Consider the following 572-nt stretch of genomic DNA (forward strand, 5'->3'; position numbering starts at 1 on the left):
GATAAAAGCATCACCGCGTTTATCAAAATCGTTCAAGGAAGCAAGGAATTTAAAGAAGGCACAGATTTTAAAAAAACCGGAGACACCATTGATTGGGCACCCGTGGGAGACGAACCTTTAGCGGGGAGCAGCTATAAGGTGACTTACCGCTATCGCGCAAAAATCACGGCTGATAAAGTAACAGCAAAGGAAATCACAGTCTCAGGGGGTGCGGAGGGTGGTGATATTATCGTCAGTTACACTTATAAATTGCCCCGCATTGACCGTATTGGTCTCAACACGGGGGGCAACGTCGTCTATATCAAAGGAGTTTCATCAGATCATCCCATGGCACCAAATGTCCCTGATGATGTGTTGTCCCTTGCAACCATTACCAACAATTGGCTTGAAACGCCGGTTGTGGTCAATGATGGCACACGGGTTGCCCCCTATGATGAAATGTGGCGCTATTTTCAACGAGTGCTTTCGCTTGACCGTCTGATGCAATTAGAACGGATTAAAAGCAATGTTGACTCTAAAGAACCTGTTGCCAAAAAGGGCATGTTTGCAGACCCTTTTCTTGATGATAGTTA

At 45.6% G+C, this 572-nt stretch carries 1 protein-coding gene; it reads left to right on the top strand.

Going from position 1 to position 572, the window contains the following annotated elements:
- The coding region (locus ACFINK_RS09505; protein WP_375638926.1) for a DUF4815 domain-containing protein at positions 1 to 572 on the top strand (572 nt) is incomplete at both ends.

Source organism: Bartonella sp. AA16NXGY (genome assembly GCF_042197325.1).
In the GTDB taxonomy this organism is placed as follows: Bacteria; Pseudomonadota; Alphaproteobacteria; order Rhizobiales; family Rhizobiaceae; genus Bartonella.